Annotated in this window: 23 protein-coding genes; 7 read left to right on the top strand and 16 right to left on the bottom strand. The window is 65.2% G+C overall.

The genetic code is table 11. The features are described from left to right. Window positions 1-83 precede the first annotated feature (83 nt). Window positions 84-350, top strand: a complete 267-nt coding sequence (locus FNA67_RS18145; protein ID WP_049706475.1) for a PepSY domain-containing protein — start codon at window positions 84-86, stop codon at window positions 348-350. Between the two features lie 4 nt (window positions 351-354). Further along, window positions 355-894 (top strand): cytochrome b/b6 domain-containing protein, encoded by a 540-nt coding sequence (locus tag FNA67_RS18140; protein WP_049706474.1) that lies wholly within the window; start codon window positions 355-357, stop codon window positions 892-894. A gap of 81 nt (window positions 895-975) precedes the next feature. Here FNA67_RS18140 and rpsU read toward each other — a convergent pair whose 3' ends face one another. The 4 genes from rpsU to FNA67_RS18120 form a co-directional block, all read right to left on the bottom strand. Further along, window positions 976-1,209 (bottom strand): 30S ribosomal protein S21, encoded by a 234-nt coding sequence (gene rpsU, locus FNA67_RS18135; RefSeq protein WP_147657405.1) that lies wholly within the window; start codon window positions 1,207-1,209, stop codon window positions 976-978. A 150-nt stretch (window positions 1,210-1,359) separates the two neighbouring features. Then, the gene (locus tag FNA67_RS18130) at window positions 1,360-2,451 is read right to left on the bottom strand and encodes a 5-(carboxyamino)imidazole ribonucleotide synthase (RefSeq protein WP_147657403.1); all 1,092 of its coding nucleotides are present in this window, start codon (window positions 2,449-2,451) and stop codon (window positions 1,360-1,362) included. Continuing rightward, window positions 2,448-2,942, bottom strand: a complete 495-nt coding sequence (gene purE / locus FNA67_RS18125) for a 5-(carboxyamino)imidazole ribonucleotide mutase (RefSeq protein ID WP_049706471.1) — start codon at window positions 2,940-2,942, stop codon at window positions 2,448-2,450. Before purE ends, FNA67_RS18130 begins: the two co-directional genes overlap by 4 nt. Window positions 2,943-3,006: 64 nt before the next feature. After that, the gene (locus tag FNA67_RS18120; RefSeq protein WP_049708134.1) at window positions 3,007-3,213 is read right to left on the bottom strand and encodes a YdcH family protein; all 207 of its coding nucleotides are present in this window, start codon (window positions 3,211-3,213) and stop codon (window positions 3,007-3,009) included. Window positions 3,214-3,381: 168 nt separating this feature from the next. Between FNA67_RS18120 and FNA67_RS18115 the strand changes: the two genes are divergently transcribed. After that, window positions 3,382-3,555 carry a YdcH family protein gene (locus FNA67_RS18115; protein ID WP_082202235.1) on the top strand — a complete coding sequence of 58 codons (174 nt, stop codon included), beginning with the start codon at window positions 3,382-3,384 and terminating at the stop codon, window positions 3,553-3,555. Between the two features lie 63 nt (window positions 3,556-3,618). Here FNA67_RS18115 and FNA67_RS18110 read toward each other — a convergent pair whose 3' ends face one another. From FNA67_RS18110 to FNA67_RS18095, 4 genes are all read right to left on the bottom strand, one after another. Continuing rightward, window positions 3,619-4,392, bottom strand: coding sequence for a sulfite exporter TauE/SafE family protein (locus FNA67_RS18110; protein WP_147657401.1), 774 nt, complete (start codon window positions 4,390-4,392; stop codon window positions 3,619-3,621). A gap of 33 nt (window positions 4,393-4,425) precedes the next feature. Further along, on the bottom strand, window positions 4,426-6,333 hold the full coding sequence (locus tag FNA67_RS18105; protein WP_147657399.1) for a monovalent cation:proton antiporter-2 (CPA2) family protein: 1,908 nt from the start codon (window positions 6,331-6,333) through the stop codon (window positions 4,426-4,428). Between the two features lie 47 nt (window positions 6,334-6,380). Beyond that, window positions 6,381-7,109, bottom strand: a complete 729-nt coding sequence (locus FNA67_RS18100; protein WP_049706468.1) for a DUF1013 domain-containing protein — start codon at window positions 7,107-7,109, stop codon at window positions 6,381-6,383. A gap of 95 nt (window positions 7,110-7,204) precedes the next feature. Continuing rightward, entirely contained in the window at window positions 7,205-8,248 is a 1,044-nt protein-coding gene (locus tag FNA67_RS18095) for an NAD(P)H-quinone oxidoreductase (RefSeq protein WP_147657397.1), read from the bottom strand. Between the two features lie 84 nt (window positions 8,249-8,332). Between FNA67_RS18095 and FNA67_RS18090 the strand changes: the two genes are divergently transcribed. Both FNA67_RS18090 and rcdA read left to right on the top strand, forming a co-directional pair. Further along, window positions 8,333-8,518 carry a DUF1192 domain-containing protein gene (locus tag FNA67_RS18090; RefSeq protein ID WP_147657395.1) on the top strand — a complete coding sequence of 62 codons (186 nt, stop codon included), beginning with the start codon at window positions 8,333-8,335 and terminating at the stop codon, window positions 8,516-8,518. Between the two features lie 310 nt (window positions 8,519-8,828). Continuing rightward, window positions 8,829-9,347: a protease adaptor protein RcdA gene (rcdA, locus tag FNA67_RS18085; protein WP_244616386.1), complete on the top strand. Its 519-nt coding sequence runs from the start codon at window positions 8,829-8,831 to the stop codon at window positions 9,345-9,347. A 131-nt stretch (window positions 9,348-9,478) separates the two neighbouring features. On the opposite strand, the gene rpmE is transcribed toward rcdA, so the two are convergent. Beyond that, window positions 9,479-9,700 (bottom strand): 50S ribosomal protein L31, encoded by a 222-nt coding sequence (gene rpmE / locus FNA67_RS18080; protein ID WP_049706465.1) that lies wholly within the window; start codon window positions 9,698-9,700, stop codon window positions 9,479-9,481. A gap of 181 nt (window positions 9,701-9,881) precedes the next feature. On the opposite strand from rpmE, the gene FNA67_RS18075 reads away from it, so the two are divergent. Next, window positions 9,882-11,714, top strand: a complete 1,833-nt coding sequence (locus tag FNA67_RS18075; protein ID WP_147657393.1) for an ABC transporter transmembrane domain-containing protein — start codon at window positions 9,882-9,884, stop codon at window positions 11,712-11,714. A gap of 74 nt (window positions 11,715-11,788) precedes the next feature. After that, window positions 11,789-12,148 carry a GFA family protein gene (locus tag FNA67_RS18070; protein ID WP_147657391.1) on the top strand — a complete coding sequence of 120 codons (360 nt, stop codon included), beginning with the start codon at window positions 11,789-11,791 and terminating at the stop codon, window positions 12,146-12,148. 237 nt (window positions 12,149-12,385) lie between these two features. Here FNA67_RS18070 and FNA67_RS18065 read toward each other — a convergent pair whose 3' ends face one another. From FNA67_RS18065 to FNA67_RS18035, 7 genes are all read right to left on the bottom strand, one after another. Next, on the bottom strand, window positions 12,386-13,408 hold the full coding sequence (locus tag FNA67_RS18065; protein ID WP_049706462.1) for a peptidoglycan -binding protein: 1,023 nt from the start codon (window positions 13,406-13,408) through the stop codon (window positions 12,386-12,388). A 29-nt stretch (window positions 13,409-13,437) separates the two neighbouring features. Beyond that, window positions 13,438-14,430 (bottom strand): hypothetical protein, encoded by a 993-nt coding sequence (locus FNA67_RS18060; protein WP_049706461.1) that lies wholly within the window; start codon window positions 14,428-14,430, stop codon window positions 13,438-13,440. An 84-nt stretch (window positions 14,431-14,514) separates the two neighbouring features. Continuing rightward, complete coding sequence (locus FNA67_RS18055; protein ID WP_049706460.1) at window positions 14,515-15,309, bottom strand: inositol monophosphatase family protein; 795 nt, start codon at window positions 15,307-15,309, stop codon at window positions 14,515-14,517. A 64-nt stretch (window positions 15,310-15,373) separates the two neighbouring features. Then, the gene (locus FNA67_RS18050; protein ID WP_049706459.1) at window positions 15,374-16,369 is read right to left on the bottom strand and encodes a tetratricopeptide repeat protein; all 996 of its coding nucleotides are present in this window, start codon (window positions 16,367-16,369) and stop codon (window positions 15,374-15,376) included. Continuing rightward, window positions 16,369-16,980, bottom strand: a complete 612-nt coding sequence (locus FNA67_RS18045) for a thiamine phosphate synthase (RefSeq protein WP_170267361.1) — start codon at window positions 16,978-16,980, stop codon at window positions 16,369-16,371. Before FNA67_RS18045 ends, FNA67_RS18050 begins: the two co-directional genes overlap by 1 nt. Before the next feature lie 108 nt (window positions 16,981-17,088). Beyond that, window positions 17,089-18,111 (bottom strand): class I fructose-bisphosphate aldolase, encoded by a 1,023-nt coding sequence (locus tag FNA67_RS18040; protein ID WP_049708132.1) that lies wholly within the window; start codon window positions 18,109-18,111, stop codon window positions 17,089-17,091. Between the two features lie 109 nt (window positions 18,112-18,220). Continuing rightward, window positions 18,221-19,423, bottom strand: coding sequence for a phosphoglycerate kinase (locus FNA67_RS18035; RefSeq protein WP_049706457.1), 1,203 nt, complete (start codon window positions 19,421-19,423; stop codon window positions 18,221-18,223).

Raw genomic sequence — 19,423 nt, 5'->3', positions numbered from 1 at the left:
GCCTGCGTTCAGCTTGTTGTCAGCCAGTGCCGCCAGCTTGGCGCCATGCCAAGCAAAGGCATAGTGACACAAGGAAAGCTTCAATGAAGAAAATCGCATTCGCCGCCGCGGCCCTCATGACCCTGGCGACCGCTCCGGCCTTCGCGGCCGATGCCTGTACCGTGGCCGCCGACAAGTGGCAGCCCGAGGAGGCACTGACCGCCAAGCTCACCAGCGAAGGCTGGACCGTGCGCCAGATCAAGAAGGACAAGGGTTGCTACGAGGCCTATGCGGTCAAGACCGACGGCACGCGCATGGAATCGCTGTTCGATCCGGCCACCCTGGACCTCGTCGACGTTCCGGCGGACTGATGCCATGGCGGGGATCGTGAAAGTCTGGGATCCGGTCGTTCGCGTTTTCCATTGGGGCCTGGTGCTGAGCTTCGCGGTGGCGTGGCTCAGCGCCGACCAGTCCAAGACGCTGCACCACTGGGCCGGCTATGCCGCCGGCGCTCTGATCGCGCTGCGTCTGGTCTGGGGCCTGCTGGGTACGCGCTATGCCAGGTTCAGCCAGTTCGTGCACCACCCTTCCAAGGTGCTCGGCTACCTGCGCGATATCGTCACCGGCAAGGAGAGCCGCTACCTGGGGCACAATCCGGCGGGTGGGGCCATGATCGTGGCGCTGATCCTCACCATGGGCTCGCTCGCCTTCACTGGCTGGCTATCCCAGACCGATCAGTTCTTCGGAGTGGGTTGGGTGGAGGATGGCCACAAGCTGCTCGCCAAGCTGCTGCTGGTCCTGGTCGTGGTCCATATCGGTGGGGTCGTCCTGGCGAGCCTGCGCCATCGCGAGAACCTGCCCTGGGCCATGATCACCGGCTGGAAGCGCGAGACAGGGCCCGAAGACATCGCCTGAGGCGCCCAATTCCCATTTCCGAACGAGCGAAAACGCCGCCCTGCGAAGGACGGCGTTTCAAATCTTGTCTGCGCTCGAAGCTTACGAGGCGCGACGCGGGGCTGCTGCAGCGACACCGCTCTCACGCTGGGCGCGCTTACGTGCCAGCTTGCGGGCGCGGCGCACGGCTTCAGCCTTCTGGCGCGCCTTCTTCTCGGAGGGCTTCTCGTAATAGTTGCGAAGCTTCATCTCGCGGAAAACGCCTTCCCGCTGGAGCTTCTTCTTCAGCGCGCGGAGCGCCTGATCGACATTGTTATCGCGGACAACTACTTGCAAGCGTAACCGCCTTCCAGAATTCTCGTCAGTGTTTGATGTGGGGCGCAAGGGCCATATGGTACTTGCGCCGACCGGCCGAGCCAGTCACCGTGGTCGGGGTATATAGTCCAACCCCGGCGGCTTGTCCACTGCCCAAACCGTGCAAATTGCTTATTTTCTGCCGGTTTGCTCGCCAACGCGGTTGATGTGTCCCATCTTGCGCCCGGGGCGGGCCTCGGTCTTTCCGTAAAGATGGGGGCGGATGCCGGGACCGAGAAGTTCTACAATGGAATCAACCTCGTAGCCGATGAGGTTTTCCATCACGACATCGGCGGTGCGGGTCACATCACCCAGTGGCCAGTTGACCACGGCGCGGATGTGCTGCTCGAACTGATCGGTCACGCATACCGCTTCGGTCCAGTGGCCCGAATTGTGGACGCGCGGGGCGATCTCGTTGACGAGCAGGTCCTCGCCACCGGGCAGCACGAAGAACTCGATTCCCATCACGCCCACGTAGTCGAGCGCGCCAACGATCCGCCTGGCCGCGTCGGCGGCCTTGGCCGCGAGCTCGGCAGAGATGGCGGCGGGAACCGTCGAGGTCTTGAGGATGTGGTCGCGGTGAACATTCTCGGAGGGCTCGAAGCTCACCACTTCGCCCCTGGCATTGCCCGCCGCAATTACCGAGATTTCCTTGTCGAATCCGATGAAGGCTTCGAGCACCAGCGGCTTGGGGTCAAGCGCGTCGAATGCCGCGGCCGCCTCATTGATACTGCGCACGATGCGCTGGCCCTTGCCGTCATAGCCCAGCCGCGTGGTCTTGAGGACGGCGGGGGTGCCCAGTTCGGCGAGCGCGGCCTCGAGGTCATCGAGCGAATAGACCGGGCGGTAGGGCGCCACCGGCACGCCGCTATCGGAGAGGAAGCCTTTTTCCTCGAGCCGGTCCTGGGAGACGGCGAGGGCGCGCGCGCCCGGGCGCAGCGGAACGCGCGCGGCGATGAATTCCGCCGTTTGCGCCGGCACGTTCTCGAATTCGTAGGTCACCACGTCCACGGCCTCGGCAAAGGCGGCGAGCGCGGCTTCGTCGTCATAGGCGGCCACGGTCCTGTGCGGGGTCACCTCGAAGGCGGGGCTGAGGGCGTCGGGGCAATAGACATGGGTCTTCATGCCCAGGCGCGCCGCGGCGAGGGCGAGCATGCGGCCGAGCTGGCCTCCGCCCAGGATGCCGATAGTGCTGCCGGGCGGCAGGGGATCAGTGGCGGTCATTCGTCGTCTTGGGGAAAGAGTGGGACGGCGCCGCTCTGGTCACGGCGGTAGCGATCGAGCGCGGCATCGATCTCGGCATCCGAGAGCGCCAGCACGGCGGCAGCCAGAAGCGCGGCATTGATGGCGCCCGGCTCGCCGATGGCGAGGGTGCCGACCGGAATGCCACCCGGCATCTGTACGATCGAGAGCAGGCTGTCCTGGCCCGAAAGGGCCTTGGAGCGCACGGGGACGCCGAAGACGGGGAGGGTGGTCATTGAGGCGATCATGCCGGGCAGGTGCGCGGCGCCGCCGGCCCCCGCGATGATGACCTTGAAGCCGTCGGCCTTGGCGCTCTTGGCGAAATCGACGAGCCGGTCGGGCGTGCGGTGGGCCGACACGATCCGGGCTTCGTATTCGATCTTGAGATTGTCGAGGACTTCGGCGGCATGCCGCATGGTGGGCCAATCGGACTGGCTTCCCATGACGATGGCGACAAGCGGCGTGGTCAGCATATGGCCCGGTCCCCCTGCAAAAGGCGCGTGTAGCTCAAAAGGTCGTGAGGTGCAAGGCGCGCCCTCACGCGATGATGTCTGGAATGAGGATGGTTTCGAGCTGGACGATCCGGTCCTTGAGCACCAGCTTGCGCTTCTTGAGGCGCTGGATCAGCATCCGGTCGGCCACGTGCGAAGCCGCCAGCGTGGCGATTGCCGCATCAAGATCAGCGTGTTCCTGGCGTTTGGTCGCCAGTTCGAGGCCGAGAGCGGCTTCCTGTTCCTTGGTCAAAGGCAGCATCGGGCGCGCGACTTCTTTATGCTTATGGACGCCTGAGGTCTTGGTTAGCTGATCGAAAGCGATTTTGCACGGGGTTTCCCGCTCGCCCTTCGTCTGAGTCGACAAGACGTGAATTTTTTGTGACGATCACAGAGTCCGACCAAGCTCAAAGGAGTTGTCATGACGACTGAAGGCTACATCGCCGCACTCGAGCGGCGTCACCGGGAGCTCGATCAGAAGATCGAATCCGAGATGCAGAACTACCTCAAAGACGACCTCTACATTTCGGCCCTGAAACGAAAGAAGCTCGAGGTGAAGGACGAACTCACCAGACTCTCCAGCGCCGAAGCCTGACGGCGCCAAACGATTTCAGTTGTGGGAGAAGGCCGCGCACCACGCGGCCTTTTTTGTTGGGCCTCAGGCCACGCCCGACCCGGCCAAGAGGCCCATCGCGCCGTCATAGATGAGCTTGAGCGCCAGCAGGAACACCAGCCCGTAGGCGATCTGGTAGAAAAAGCGGGCCGAGATGCGACGCACCAGGTACACCCCGATCAGCACCCCGACGATGGCCACTGGCGCCAGGAGCGCGGCCAGTTCGAGATTGCTGACTGAAAGCTGGCCCAGGAAGAAATAGGGCACGAGCTTGGAGGTGTTGACGATGGCAAAGAAAAAGGCCGACGTGCCCGAATAGAGCGCGGGCGCCAGCTTCTGGGGCAGCACGTAGATCTGGAAGGGCGGGCCGCCGGTGTGGCTGACGAAGCTGGTGAAGCCGGCAAACGCGCCCCAGAACCGGCCCCAGCCGGTGGACGGCGAGGACAGGCCCACCAACGCCTTGCGGATGGGGAAGACTGCGTCGAGGATGAACAGCACCGTGATCACGCCGACGAACAGCAGCACGAGCGAATCGGAGACGAAGGACCAGAGCACCCAGCCGATGAGGGTGCCGACCATGGCACCGGGGAGCATGATCTTGAGGATGCTCCAGTCGCATTCCTTGCGGTAGGACCAGACGGCGATGGCATCCATCACAAGAAGCACGGGCAGCATCATGCCGGCGGCGTCGCGCGCCGGCATGACCAGGCTCAGGAGCGGTACGCCGACCACGCCCAAGCTGCCGAGCAGGCCGGCCTTGGAAAGGGCGACAAGGAAGACCGCGATCACGCAGACCGTCAGGAAATAGGGATCGTACATAGGCGGGAAAGCCGGGGCGGGAAGGTTGGAGCGCTATCTCGACCCTGCGGCGGAGCCGTTGTCAATATCGCGCCGGTCGCGGGCGCGATCGGAATCGCCGGTGGAGTGTCCGTTTTCCTCGCCACGCGCCTCGTCGGCCTCGAGCACGCTGCCCAGCATTTCCACCGATTGGCGCACGAAGCCGATATAGGCGTCCTCGTCGTCGCGCAGCTCGTAGCTCTGGTGGAGCATGCGGATGTCGTGGTCGGCAAAGGCTTCGCCCAGGCGCTGGGCGCGCTCCGGTTCGTAGCCGAGGGCGACCAGAGAGCTGGTGGCAAGGGTGAGGGCGGATCGGAAAGTTTCGCGCTCGAAGACGTCAACGCCAAGGGCCATCAGACGATGGGCGTGGGCGCGGTCGACGGCGCGCGCCGCGATCTTGACGTGCGGATAGTGGCGGCGGACCGAGGAAACGATCGAGAGGATGCGCTCGCGCCCGGCCACGGCGACGATGATCATCTGGGCATGGCGCGCATCGGCCGCCTCGAGCAGGTCGAGGCGCGAGGCATCGCCATAGAAGACCTTGATGCCGAAGCGGCGCATCAGCGCGATCTGGGCTGGGTCGTCGTCGATCAGGGTCATCTCGAAGCCCTGCGAGCGCAGCAGGCGCGTGACAATCTGGCCGAACCGGCCGTAGCCAAGCACGATGACCTTCTGGTCCGAGTTCATCGGTTCGCTCGGCTCGGGCGTGGGGCTGGCATGCAGGCGCGGCGCGATCAGCCGGTCGAAGGCAAAGAGCAAGAGCGGGGTCGTGGCCATCGAGAGGGCCACGATCAGGCTGAGCACTTCGTAGTCGTGCTGACCGATGCCGCCGGCCGAAACGCCGGCCTGCAGCACCACGAAGCTGAACTCGCTGGCCTGGCAGAGCAGGATCGCGAAGAGCATGCGATCGGCCGAGTGCATGCCGAAGACCGAGCCCAGCCCATAGAGCACCGCCATCTTGATGGCCATCATGGCCAGGAGGATGGCGAGGATGGTGAGCGGGGCATCGAGGAACACCGAGAACGTGATCGACATGCCCACCGAGATGAAGAAAAGCCCCAGCAGCAGGCCCTTGAAGGGTTCGAGATTGCTCTGGAGCTCATGGCGGTATTCGCTATCGGCCAGCAGAACCCCGCCCAGGAACGCCCCGAGCGCGGGGGAGAGGCCGATCGATTGGGTCAGCAGGGACGCACCGATGACGAGGGCGAGCGCCAGGGCCGTGAAGACCTCGCGCACGTGGGCACGGGCCACGAAATAGATGAGCGGACGCACCACGAAGCGCGCGCCGAGCAGGGCACCGACGAAGGCGACGATGATGAGGAGCGGGGTGAACAGGTCGATCGGATCGTCAATGGCCTGGATGGCGTTGCCGATGTCGGTTCGGATGATGGCCGAGGGCGAGCCGCTGAAGGCGGCGAGGATCGGCAGCGCGGCCAGGATCGGGATCACGGCCATGTCCTGGACCAGCAGCACCACCAGGCTCGCCCTGCCGGTATCGGTCTTGGTGATCTCGCGCTGGGCGATCGACTGCATGGCGATGGCGGTCGAGGAGAGCGACAACGCCAGCCCGATAGTGAGGGCGATGGCCCAGTGAACGCCGGTGAGGCGGAATACGGCCGCCAGGAGCGCTGCCGATAGGGCGACCTGGGGGATGCCCATGCCGACCACCTTGTTGCGCAGCCGCCAGAGTTCGGAGGGCTGCACCTCCAGGCCGATGAGGAACAGCATCATCACCACGCCGAACTCGGCGACGTTGGAGATCAGGTGCGTGTCGGAAACGAGCTTGAGGCCATAGGGGCCGATGAGGATGCCTGCGGCGAGGTAGCCCAGGATAGTGCCGGTGCCGCTCCACTTGGCGAGCGGCACGAGTGCCACGGTCGCGGCGAGCAGCACGAAGATGACGAGGAGGAGATTGCCTTCCAAAGAAATCTCCTCCCAGGGGCGTTTGCGGCGATCAGAACCGCGCCCGTTTACTCGTCGCTGTCGTCGTTGGCGTCGTTCTTGAGCGACTTGAGCTTGGCGAACACCGAGTCGGCGTCGAACTCGTCCTGCTCGTGGACGTCAGCCGAGCCTTCTTCGCCCTCCTGGGGCGCCAGGCTGCGGTTGGCGCTGGCCATGGCTTCCTCGGCGGTGAGGAGCATGGTGCCCTGCGGCTCGTCTTCCATGGGCAGGCCGCCGCTCTTGGCGGCGCGCTTGACCTCGAGATCGAGCTCGATCTGGGAGGTGAGGCCGAGCGTCACCGGGTCCATGGCCGTCAGGTTCGCCGTGTTCCAGTGCGTGCCGTCACGCACCGCGTCGATGGTCGACTTGGTGGTGCCGACCAGGCGCATGATCTGGGCGTCCTTGAGTTCGGGATGGTTGCGCACCAGCCACTTGATGGCGTTGGGGCGTTCGTTGCGGCGCGAAATCGGGGTGTAGCGCGGGCCCTTGCGTTTGGCGGCAGCCACGCGCACCTTCGGCTCGGAGACCTTCATCCGGTAGTTCGGATCCTTTTCGGCCTTCTCGATTTCCTCGCGGGTGAGCTGGCCGTTCTGGATCGGGTTCACGCCCATGATGCCGCCTGCCACGTCGCCATCGGCAATGCCCTGAACCTCGAGCGGATGCAGCGCGCAGAACGCGGCGATCTGCTCGAAGGACAAGGCAGTGTTGTCGACCAGCCAGACGGCGGTTGCCTTGGGCATCAGCAGGGTAGTGGCCATAGCAAAATCTCTCTGTTGGCGCGGCCAGTTCTCAACTGGTCCGCTCCGCCTCTTGCTTTTTGCTGAGGGGAATAGATGCAAATATACGGATTAGGTCAGGGTTCTGCAACGGATTTGTCGCTGGAAAACCGCTCCCCGAAGGGCGTGAGCAGCACGATCTTGCCGAACGAGGCGCGATCCTCCATGGCCCGGTGCGCCTCCGCCGCCTGGCCCAGGGGCATGGTACGCAGGCGCGGACGCGCCACTCTGCCGGAGGCGAAGGCGGGCCAGGCGTGGCGCCTCAGGCTTTGTGCGATCGCGGCCTTGGTGCCGTCCGATTGCGGGCGGAGGACCGAGCCGAAGATCGCCAGCTGCTTGCCCAAAAGTTGTGGAATGGCGATCTCGGCATTGGCGTGTGAGAGCGAGGCGAGCTGCACGATGGTGCCGCCGCGCGCCGCCGCAGCGATGTTGCGGGCCAGCATGTCGCCGCCCGCGAAGGTGACGATGCGGTCGGCGCCCCGGCCGTCGGTCATGGCCTTGGTCCGGCCCACGAAATCCTCTTCGCTGTGGATGATGACGTCGGGAACCCCGAGTTCCTCGCGCACGTAGTCGGCCTTTTCCAGCGTCGAAACCACCGCGATCGGGCGGGCGCCGTGGATGGAGCTCTGCGCCAGGGCTGCCGCCCCGATGCCGCCGGCGGCGCCGTGGACGAGTACGGTCATCCCAGCCTCGAGCCCGGAGCGCATCACCAGGGTTTGTTCGACCGTGAACCACGTTTCGGCGATGGCGCCGGCCCAGGCCGTGTCGAGGCCCACCGGGATCGGCAGGACCTGGCCGGCCGGCACCGCCACGTATTCGGCATAGCCCCCGCCATTGCAGAGCGCCAGCACCGGGGCGCCCAGGTCATGGCCGAGCGCACCTTCGCCCACGGCGACCACTTCGCCCGCCACTTCCAGGCCCGGGCGCGGCGAATGCCAGGAGGGCGGGTCGTACTGGCCCATGCGCTGGAGAACGTCGGGATAGTTTATCCCCGCCGCCGCCACGCGGATCAGCACGTGGCCGGGGTGAAGCTCGGGCAGGGGCGCGCGGGTCGGCGCAAGCGCATCCGGGCCGCCGGGGGCGCGGACATCGATTGCCAGCATGTCGTCGGGCAGGGTCATGGAAGCAAGGTGCCGCGAAGGCGTTTCCGCGGCAAGGCCGTTGCGCTAAATCTTGCGCTCCAAAGCGATGAAAGGAGCGGCGAGATGGATGAGGAGGAGGCGCGCAGCAAGCCCAAGGCGCATGAGGTCGGCATGCTGCTCGACGCCATGTCGGTCGAAGAGCTCGAGGCCCGGATCGCGCTGCTGTCCAATGAGATCGAGCGGCTCAAGGCCGCCATCGCGGCGCGCCAGAAGAGCCGGTCGGAGGCTCAAAATCTCTTCAAATTTTAACGTTTCGAGGGAGTGAAATGGCAAGGTTAAGAAACTGAGTCCTGTTAACCTCCAATTAAGAGGTTCCGGGTAACCTCACGTTATCCAGTTCTTTCTGGATTTTTCAGAGTGGTTTCTCCCTCTGTTTGACGCCTCCCTGTTAACTTTCGAGAGCCGCCATCTGACGGCTCTTTTTCTTTTTGGCTGTTGCATTTTGCGAAGCGACGGCAAGGCGTTAAGCTTATCGCAAGCTTGCCTGCGCCTTACCCGTGACGCGCCCGGCGAATAGTCATAAAGTCCCGCGCGAACAGCATAAGAGATCGGACCGCCGGTGGGCGAGATTACTGAAAAGCAGGCAGTTGCCATTGGCCCGCGCATCGTCGCGTCGGGCGGGTTTGACATGCTCTATCGCGAGGGCATGTCGCTGATCGAGGAGGTTGCCGCCTATCTCGACGGTGTCGGCCGTGCCGAGAGCAAGGCGCTGTCGCGCGAATCCTCCTTCCTCTACGCCACGGAATCCATGCGCCTGACCACGCGCCTGATGCAGCTCGCCTCCTGGTTGCTGCTGCAGCGCGCCGTCAACGAAGGTGAGATTTCCGCCGAGAACGCCCGGCTCGAAAAGGAGAAGGTGCAGTTTTCCGCGACCCCGTCCGAGCGCGGCGGGCCCGGTTTCGAGGATCTTCCCGATAACCTGCGCGACTATATCGCCAAGGGCGATCGCCTTTTCGACCGGGTCATGCAGTACGACCAGCTCGAGCGCGGCAAGGTGCCCGAGCTTTCGAGCGGGGGCGAGAACGGCATTGCCGACCAGCTTTCGCGCCTGCGCGCTGCCTTTTCGCCCGCGCGCTGAGTCCAGAACCGACCATGACGAGCCGCGAGGGCAGGGGCCTCCGCGGCTTTTCTTTTTTGCGGGTGTCGACAGGGCAAAAAGAAAAGCCCGGCAATGCCGGGCTTTCCCAAACTCTCTCCAGAGCGAAAGTCCTAGATACCCAGGCCCTTGAAGCGCTCCTTGAAGCGCGAGACGCGGCCGCCGCGGTCCATGAGCTGGCCGGTGGCGCCGGTCCAGGCCGGATGGGTCTTCGGGTCGATATCGAGCTGAAGCGTGTCACCCTCGGCGCCATAGGTGGAGCGGGTGAGGTATTCAGTGCCGTCGGTCATCACAACCTTGATGTTGTGATAGTCCGGATGGATGTCTTTCTTCATGGGGCCTACCCTCAAATGGAACGGGCGCCGCGAGCGCCCGGAGAGCCGATGTCAAACTGGTTGCCGGGTTCATATAGAAAGATGCTTGCCTCCGCAAGGGCGCAATCGTCGCGGCAAAACCAGTTGCGGGGGCTTTTGTCACTGCCTATGTAAGGGGCGTTTTCACAATGGGCCTTCCGATATGAGTGAACCGGTTCGCGGTTCGCGACTTTCCTCCGGCAAGGAGCCGGAGAAAGCTGCGCCAAAATCGCTGCAACCGCTCAAGCGGCTGTTTCCTTTCGTCATGCGCTATCCCTGGCGGCTGGCGCTGACCATCATCTTCCTTCTGGTGGCGGCCATCTCCTCGCTCGTCATTCCCAGCCTTGCGGGCGGGGTGATCGACAGGGGCTTCACCGAGCAGAACCTGGGCATGGTCACCTCCTATGGCTGGCTGATCGTCGGCGTTGCCGCGGTGATGGCCGTGGCTTCGGGAGCGCGCTTCTATTTCGTCTCGATCCTGGGCGAACGCGTGCTGACCGACCTGCGGCGGGCGGTGTTCGACCATCTGCTCACGCTCGACACCACGTTCTTCGACACCCACCGGGTGGGTGAGCTGACCTCGCGCCTCAACGGCGACGTCGCCACCATTCGCGGCGCGATCGGTTCGAGCCTCTCGATGACGCTGCGCGGCCTGGTCACCATCGTGGGCGCGGTGGTGCTGATGTTCCTCACCAGCCCATACCTCGCGCTGGGCGTGGTGGTCCTGGCCCCGGCGATCATCATCCCGATGATCCTCCTCAGCCGCCGGCTGCGCCGGATGTCGCGCCGCACGCAGGACGCGCTGGCCGATATGTCGGCCATGGCTACCGAGGCCCTTGGCGCTACCAAGACCATCAAGTCCTTCGTCCAGGAGCCCGAGCAGTCGCGCGTCTATGCCGAGCGGGCCGAAGAGAGCTACGACGCCGAAGTCACGCGCCTGGGCGCGCGTGCGGGGCTGCTGGCACTCATCATGTTCCTTGCCACCAGCGCGCTGGTGGTCGTGGTCTGGTGGGGCGCCCGCGCCGTCTTCGATGGCGCGGTGACGGTGGGGCAGCTCACACAGTTCATGATCTATGCCCTGATGGCCTCCAACGCGCTTACCTCGATCTCGGAGATCTGGGGCACGCTGCAGACGGTTTCGGGCGCCACCGAGCGGCTGATTGAGATCATCGACACCCAGCCCACCCTCAATGCCCCGCCCAAGCCCAAGGCGCTCCCTGTGCCCCCGCTGGGCACCGTGGCCTTCCAGGACGTGAGCTTCGCCTACCGCAACCGCGATGACGAGAAGGTCATCGACGGACTCTCCTTCGACGTGCGGCACGGGGAAACCGTGGCGCTGGTCGGGGCTTCGGGGGCCGGCAAGTCGACAGTCTTCGCGCTGATCCAGCGCTTCTACGATGTCGATGACGGCCGCATCCTGGTGGATGGGGTTGACGTGCGCGATGTCGATCCGGCCGAGCTGCGCCATCGCTTCGCCTATGTCGAGCAGGAGCCGACGATCTTCGCCGGAACGGTTGCCGACAACATTCGCTTCGGCAAGCCCGAGGCGAGCCAGGCCGAGATCGAAGCCGCTGCCCGCGCCGCCCTTGTCCACGATTTCGTGGTCGAGCTGCCCCATGGCTACGATTCGATCGTGGGGGAACGCGGCGTCATGCTCTCGGGCGGCCAGAAGCAGCGCCTCGCCATCGCGCGCGCCCTGCTCAAGGACGCGCCGATCCTCCTCCTCGATGAGGCCACGAGCGCGCTCGACGCGCAGAGCGAGCGGCTGGTGCAGCTCGCCCTCGAGCGGCTGATGGAAGGGCGCACCACGCTCGTCATCGCCCACCGCCTTGCCACCATCCGCGATGCCAACCGCATCCTCGTGCTCGAGGCGGGACAGCTCATCGACCAGGGCACCCATGCCCAGCTGGTCAAGAAGGGTGGGCGCTACGCCGAGCTGGCCAAGCTGCAGTTCCGCACCGACGAGGATGTCGAAAAGGCGGGCGCGGCCGAATAGGGCGGTTGCTGACAGGCCTTGTCAGCAGCCCCGGCGCACAATCCCTTCGTCAACACAACGAAGGGACACGTGCCATGACCATCTCGGGAACCTGCCATTGCGGTGCCACCCGCTTCGAAGTCGCCACCGTGCCGACCGAGGCGGTCGAGTGCAACTGCACCTATTGCAGCAAGGCGGGGGGCCTTTGGGCCTATTACGAGCCGGAGGACTTCTCCGCCGCCGGACCGGACCGCGTCTATTCGAAGACCGGCTACAACAAGCACCACTTCTGTCCGACCTGCGGCTGCCAGACCTATGGGGTTTCCCCCAAGTGGTCGCTCGATGGCTCCCATGAACTCGACAAGTTCCGGATCGGCGTAAATGTACGCCTGCTCGATGATTTCGATCCGTCAGGGCTCACGATCACGAAGATGGATGGCCGGCATCTTTGGTAGCATGTGGTTTGCAGTTGGTGAGCACTGTGGCCAGGAGGTGCCGGCACGTCTGCCTCCCGCTTGTGGGGGGAACAAGGGTGGGGCGCCGCAGCTACGAGCCCATTGGCTTACCCCCACCCTCAATCCCTCACCACAGGGAGGAGGGAAGCGATGGGGCTGCTAGCGTCGGCGATCAAACAGAAACCGTGCGACCCAGTCGGGACGCGCGGCTTTCGGAGTCTGGCCGGAAAGTTCGGATCAGCCTTCAGTAAGCTTGAACTCGATGCGGCGGTTCTTGCGGTAGGCCTCTTCGGTGTCGCCCGGATCGAGCGGGGAGAACTCGCCGAAGCCGGCAGCCACAAGGCGATTGGGCGAGACACCCTGGCTGACCAGGTATTTCGCCACCGAAATGGCGCGGGCCGCCGAGAGCTCCCAGTTGGAGGGGAACTGTGCGTTCGAGATCGGGCGCTTGTCGGTATGGCCGTCGATGCGCAGCACCCAGTTGATGTCGGGCGGGATTTCCTGCTCGAGCTGGAGGATGGCCTGGGCCAGGCCCTGGAGGTCGGCGATGCCGCCCTCCGAAATGTCGGCCTTGCCCGGCTCGAACAACACTTCGGACTGGAAGACGAAGCGGTCGCCCACTACCCGCACGTCGGCGCGCCCCTCGAGAATCTGGCGCAGGCGACCGAAGAAATCCGACCGGTAGCGCGAAAGGTCCTGGACGCGCTGGGCGAGCGCTACGTTGAGGCGCCGTCCGAGGTCGGCGATTTTTGTGCGCGATTCGGTGTCGCGGGTCTCGGAGGCCTGGAGGGCTTCCTCGAGTGCGCCGATCTGGGTGCGCAGCGCCGCGAGCTGCTGGTTGAGCAGTGCCACCTGCGCCGCCGCCTCGCGGGAAACTTCCTTCTCGCCGGCGAGCTGGGCGTTGAGGTCGGCAATGGTCTGGTCCTTGCCGGTGTCGCCCAGGCCGATCCCGGCAAGCTGGCCCTTGAGGCTGTCGCGCTCCTGTTCGGCCCCACTCAGGGTGGCCGTGAGGTTGGCGATTGTGGATTCGAGGTCGGAATTGTTGGCGCGCTCGAGCTGGAGCAGGTCGGTTAGCTCGGCGATCTGGGAGTTGAGGCGCGAAAGCGCGGTGTCCTTGCCCAGCAGTTCCTGGTTGGTGAAGAACTGGGTGAGCATGAACAGGGACAGGAGGAAGATGATGACGAGCAGAAGGCTCGACAGGGCATCGACAAAACCCGGCCAGTAATTGGTGACCTCGCGGGAGCGGCGGCTGAGGGCCATGGTCTAGATCCGCGCGCCGGAGGGGGCCGTCATTTCTGGTCGCCCTTGAGGGTCGAGAGCATCTCGTCGATGAGCTCGCGCAGCTTGGCGTTGTTCTCGCTCTGCTCGGCGATATGGGCGCGCAAGGTGTCCTGTTCGGCGCGCATGTGCTTGACCAGCCCGTCAATGCCCTTGGCCAGCTCGGCCATGGCGCGGATGGCGTTCTGGGAGGAATTGGTGGTCTGCATGGTGGAGCCGAGGCGCTCGAACATCGCCTGCATCTCCGGCCCCTGCACGCCCAAGCCCGATGCCTGCAAGGCGGTCATGGGGTGGTCGAGCTCGGTCATGGAGGTCATCCAGTCCTCAAGGTCCGTGTAGAAGGCGTTCTGCGCCTGCCCGGTCTGGAGATCGAGGAACCCCAGGATCAGCGAGCCGGAAAGGCCGAAGAGCGAGGACGAGAAGGCCGTGCCCATGCCGCCGAGCGGGGCGGTGAGGCCCTCCTTGAGATTGGCGAAGAGGCTGGTGGTATCGGCCTGGTTGACGTCGAGCGCCTGGATGACGCTGGCCACCGATGTCACGGTCTGGAGCAGGCCGTAAAAGGTGCCGAGCAGGCCCAGGAAAACCAGCAGGCCCGTGAGGTAACGCGAGGTGTCCTTGGCTTCGTCCAGCCGGATGCCGACCGAATCGAGGATGGAGCGCATCGACTGCGGGGTGATGATGGCTTCGCCCAACCGGTCGCGCAGGATGCCGGCCACGGGGGCCAGCAGCACCGGCGGGCGGACATCGGCCATGGTGCCGTCCTGGATGGAATTCACCCACTTCACTTCCGGGAAAAGCCGGATGATCTGGCGGAACGACAGGAAGATGCCGATCGCCAGGGTCAGGAAAATCATCGAGTTGATGAAGGGGTTGGCCCAGAAGAAGGTCACGATCTGGGGCGCCAGGATCGTGGCGATCAGGGCCACCAGAATCAAAAATACGACGATCTTGACGAGATAGACGAGCGGGCTCGCCAGATTGTAGGGGTCGTAACTGGTCGCCATGGCCCGCACGGTGTTGCTAACAAATCGTTAGCAACACTAAGTGCAACGCAACCCCCTGACAATGGCCCCAAGGACTTGGCACGGTTATTTGACGGCTTTGATTTCCTTGAGCAGCAGGCCCTGGATGGTTTCGTTGCCGGCCACGACCTGGCCGTTCCAGATGCTGCCGCCGGTGCCGGCATAGTCCGACACGAACCCGCCGGCTTCCTTGACCATCAGCAGGCCGGGCGCCACGTCCCAGGGCTTGAGCTGGTTTTCCCAATAGGCATCGAAGCGGCCGGCCGCGACCCAGGCCAGGTCGGTGGAGGCCGAGCCCGAGCGGCGGATGCCGGCGACGGCCGGGGAAATGTGATTGACCTGGCGCAGGGCCAGGGCGTCTTCGGATGGGTTCATCACCTTGATGCCGGTGGCCACGACCGCGTCGGCCAGGTGCCGGCGGGCGGCCACGCGCAGGCGCTTGCGCTCGTTGAGCCAGGTGCCGCCGCCCTTTTCGGCGGTGAACATCTCGTCCATGACGGGATTGTAGATCAGGGAGGCCACGATCTCGTCGCCGCGCTCGAGCGCGATGGCGACCGCGAAGAGCGGGATCGAGTGCAGGAAATTGGTGGTGCCGTCGAGCGGGTCGATGATCCAGCGGTGCTGGCCGTCGGTGCCGGCGACTTCGCCGCTCTCTTCCATCAGGAAGGCATAGGTCGGGCGCGCCTTGCGCAGTTCCTCGAAGACGATCTGTTCGGCGCGGCGGTCGGCGGCCGAGACGAAATCGGCCGGGCCCTTACGGGACACCTGCAGGTTTTCGACTTCGCCGAAGTCGCGGGTGAGGGACTTGCCGGCCTTGATGGCGGCCTGAACCATGACATTGAGCAGTGCGGAGCGGGCCATAGGTCAGCCGGAAAAGGTGGATCGGAAAGGAGATGGGCGCTTCTAGCCTTGGAAGCGCGCCGGTTCAAGGGGCCTTGGCAGGTTCGCCCGCATCGGCGGTAGTGGTCGGGGGCTCGCCCGGCCAGTAGCGGGCCCGGTTTTCCGCCTGTGCCAGCTCGTCGGCAGGGATGGAGACGAGGAGTTTGTCGAGCGTCGGATCGTTCAGGCCCTGCCGCTTGGCGAGCGAGCGCCACATGGCGGCCTCCTGGAGGTCGAGGTCCACCCCTTCGCCCACCGCCAGCAGCTTGGCGTAGCGGTTCTGGGCCACTGCATTCCCGGCCATGGCGGCCTTGCGGTACCACTTAACCGCCTCGGGCAGGTTCTTTTCGACGCCCTTGCCGAGATAGAGCATGGTGGCATATTCGACCTGGGCGGCCGGCAGGCCCTGGTCGGCGGCCAGGCCGATCTGGTGGGCGCCTTCCTTGGGGTTGGGGGCAGCGCCGGCGCCTTCCATGAGGAGGACGCCATAGTCGTACTGCGCCTCAGGCATGCCGGAATCGGCGGCTTCCTTGAGCAACTCGGCGGCCTTGGTCATGTTGGGTTCGACGTAGACGCCTTCGACGTAGAGCATGGCCAGGTTGTATTTTGCGGGCATGTAGCCGGCGTCGGCGGCCTTCTTGAACAGCTCGGCGGCCTTTTCGCGGCTCTTGGGCACGCCGCGGCCATCCTGGTAGAGCAGGGCGAGCTCGAACGTGCCCATCATGTCGCCGTTCTTGCTGGCAAGCGCATACCAGCCCGAGGCGCGCGCCACATTCTCGGCGACGCCGAGCCCGCGGGCGTAGATTTCCCCGATGAGCGTCTGGGCGGCGGGGTCGCCCTTTTCGGCCCGGGGCAGGGCCAGGGCGAGGGCGGTGAGGTAATAGCCGCGCTGGAAGGCCCCGTAGGCCTCGTCGGGCGGGGTCTTGGAGCCGAAGATGTCTTCGCTGATGGCGCGGGCGTCCTCGGTCTGCGCCAGGGTGGCGGTGGCGGCGGTCGAGGCGAGAATGAGTGCGGCGATGGCGCTGGCCAAGCGTTTGGGCATCAGAGAGTCTCCAGTCGCTGGGCGATTTCGCTCAAGGCAATAGCGGCTCCTTGTGGCGCTTTCCAGACGCTTTCACCCACGGCCAGGAATTCGCAGCCGGCCGCGTCGGCAGTTTCGCCATCGGCCTGCGGGTCGGAGAGAACGGCGGGCACTTCCATGGTCTGGGCCCACCAGGAAGCCATGTCCCGCGCTTCGGCGGACAGCGCGCCCTCGAGCGGGCCGAAAAGGACGTAGTCGATATCGAGTTCGCCCAGCCCCATGGCGTCGTGCCGGCTGGCGGCCGGACCGGCCCCCACGATCATCTGCGGCTTGAGGGCGGCGGCGGCCTCTCGCGTGGCGGGCAGCGCCTTGGCCGAACCGAAGACATGCAGCCCGTCCGCGCCCAGGGTGCGCACCCAGCCCGGTTCGCCTTCGATCAACACGGCGCAGCCCTCGGACTGCGCGATCGGAGCGACCGTCTTGACGAAATCCTTGTACGCATTCTCGCTGCGGGCGCCGCGCGGCAGGAACAGGGCCGAAACGGGGACCGAGGCCAGCGCGCCCTCCAGGATCGGGGCGAACGCGGCGATGTCCGCATCGGCGGGGGCGACAAGGAAGATCTGGGCTGACATGTACTTTTTCTTACAAAATGACGCGGCCGTTGAGTGGCCGCGCATTTTGTCAAGAAAAGGGTCGCTGGCAAGGGCCAGCGCCATCAACGTGTCGGGATTGCTGTGCGATCAGGCGGCGCGATCGAGATCGCCCTGCCATTCGCCTAGCGAAGCCAGGCTGTTCATGCGGGCCCGATGAGCGAAAGCGGCCTGGGCGCCCACGATGTTCTCGGCGCGCCCGGCCCAGAGGCGAAGCGCCGCATTCTGCAGGGCGCGGCCATAGGAGAACGTCACGTTCCAGGGTAGGCCCGGCAGGCGGTTCATGGCACTGAGGTGCGCGGTGGCTTCCTCATCGGTCTGGCCGCCCGAAAGGAAGGCGATGCCCGGGACCGAGGCGGGAACGGTGGCGCGCAGCGTCTCGACGGTGCGGCGCGCAACTTCCTCGACATCGGCCTGGCGCTCGGCCTTGTGGCCGGCGAGAACCATGTTCGGCTTGAGCAGCATGCCGGTGAAGTCGACGCCGGCGAGGCGGAGTTCCTTGAAGACGGTTTCGAGGGTTTCCTCGGTCACTTCCTGGCAGCGCTCGATGGAGTGGTCGCCCGGCTCGCCGTCGCCGACGACTTCCGGCTCGACCACCGGCACGATGCCGGCTTCCTGGCAGAGCATGGCGTAACGGGCGAGGGCATGGGCATTGGCGCGCATTGCGTTGCGGGTCGGGGCCTGCTCGGCAATGGTGATGACGGCGCGCCACTTGGCAAAGCCGGCGCCCAGGGCTGCGTATTCGGCCAGGCGCTGGCGCAGGCCATCGAGGCCTTCGGTGATCTTTTCGCCATCGGTACCCGGCATCGGGAAAGTGCCGCGATCGACCTTGATGCCCGGGATGACGTCGCTATCGGCGAGGAGCGCGATGAAGGCGGTGCCGTCGGCACCGTCCTGCTTGAGCGTTTCCTCGGTGAGGATGGCGCCCGAGATGTACTTGGTCATCGCCTCGCGCGAGCGGAACAGCATCTCGCGGTAATCGCGGCGCAGCTCGGGCGTGTTGCCGATGCCGATCGCCGCGAAACGCTTGGCGATCGTCGGTTCGGATTCGTCGGCGGCGAGAATGCCCTTGCCCGGCTCGACTAGCTTTCGAGCAATGGCATTCAACGACATGGCCGGCATGTAGGTCACCCTCAAGAGAACTGGATGACGCGAAATTATGCTGGCAGCCCGCGAAGCGTCGATTAGACGTTCGATTTAAGCCGGAAGGCGTGTAGACGGCCTAGGCCGTCTTGAGAGCCTCCACGCCCGGCAGGGGCTTGCCCTCCATCCATTCGAGGAAGGCGCCACCGGCGGTCGAAACATAGGTGAACTCGTCCTTGACCCCGGCATGGGCAAGCGCGGCGACGGTATCGCCGCCACCGGCCACGGAAACCAGCTTGCCGGCCTTGGTGCGCGCTGCCACGTGGCGGGCGACTTCGACGGTGCCGGTATCGAAGGGGGCGATCTCGAAGGCGCCGAGCGGGCCGTTCCAGACGACGGTCGAGGCATCGTCGATCGCGCCCTGGATGCGCTCAATCGAGGAGGGGCCGACATCGAGGATCATGCCTTCAGGATCAACGGCGTCCACGCCATAGAAGCGGTGGGGCGCGTTGGCCTCGAAGTGCCACGCCACCGCTCCGTCGATGGGCAGGATGATGGCGCACTTGTGCTTTTCGGCGGTTTCCATGATGCGGTTGGCGGTCTCGGCCAGATCCTTTTCGGCCAGCGACTTGCCGATGCCATAGCCCATAGCGTGCAGGAACGTATTGGCCATGCCGCCGCCGATGACGAGGCCGTCGACCTTGGTCACGAGGTTTTCAAGCAGGTCGATCTTGGTCGAAACCTTGGCGCCGCCCACGATGGCGATGACCGGCTTCTTGGGGTTGCCCAGCCCGGCCTCAAGGGCTTCTAGTTCGGCCTGCATGGCCAGGCCCGCCGCCGCCGGCAGCAGGTGCGCCAGGGCTTCGGTGGAGGCGTGGGCGCGGTGCGCGGCTGAAAAGGCGTCGTTGACATAGACGTCGCCAAGGCTGGCCATGCGCTTGGCCAGCTCGACGTCGTTGGCTTCCTCGCCCGGATGGAAGCGGGTGTTTTCGAGCAGCAGGATGCTGCCGGCCGGCGCGCCGTCGATGGCTGCCTTGGCATCGGAGACGTCCACCCAGTCGGTGGCGACGAAGCCGACGGGATGGCCGGTAACGTCAGCGACGGTCGAGGCGACCTGCTCGAGCGAATATTGCGGGTCGACCTTGCCCTTTGGGCGGCCGAAATGGGAGAGCAGGATGACCTTGCCGTCCGCCTTGATGATCTCGCGGATGGTGGGGACGATGCGCTCGATGCGGGTGGCATCGGTCACCTTGCCGTCGGCGACGGGTACGTTGAGATCGGCGCGCAGCAGCACGCGCTTTCCCTTGAGGTCAAGGTCGCCGAGGGTCTTGAAACCGGCCAT

The organism is Youhaiella tibetensis (assembly GCF_008000755.1).
Lineage (GTDB): Bacteria > Pseudomonadota > Alphaproteobacteria > Rhizobiales > Devosiaceae > Paradevosia > Paradevosia tibetensis.
Note: the sequence above shows the minus strand (reverse complement) of the source record. Positions and strands in the feature narration are given on the sequence as shown.